Below are 218 nucleotides of genomic sequence, written 5' to 3' on the forward strand. Positions count from 1 at the left end.
ATAGGTGAATTGCACATCCCGGGTTTCGCCCACGCCCAAATCCTGAAAGCCATCGGCGGGATCAAAGCGATAGCTGCCATCGGCATTGACAATCGCCACACCTTCGGCTGGCCCATTGATAAGACTGAAGGTCAGTTGATCATTCACGTCCACATCAGTGGCCACTAACTGGCCCGTAACCGCCACGCCATCTTCAATGGCACTGTTGCTGGCAAGGC

At 55.0% G+C, this 218-nt stretch carries 1 protein-coding gene; it reads right to left on the minus strand.

What is annotated here, in order from left to right; all coding sequences use genetic code 11:
* Positions 1-218, minus strand: a 218-nt coding sequence (locus AQ1_RS12535) for an Ig-like domain-containing protein (protein WP_042087914.1), incomplete at both ends; no start/stop codon positions are given.

Source organism: Iodidimonas nitroreducens, assembly GCA_000710935.1.
In the GTDB taxonomy this organism is placed as follows: Bacteria; Pseudomonadota; Alphaproteobacteria; order Sphingomonadales; family Rhodothalassiaceae; genus Iodidimonas; species Iodidimonas nitroreducens.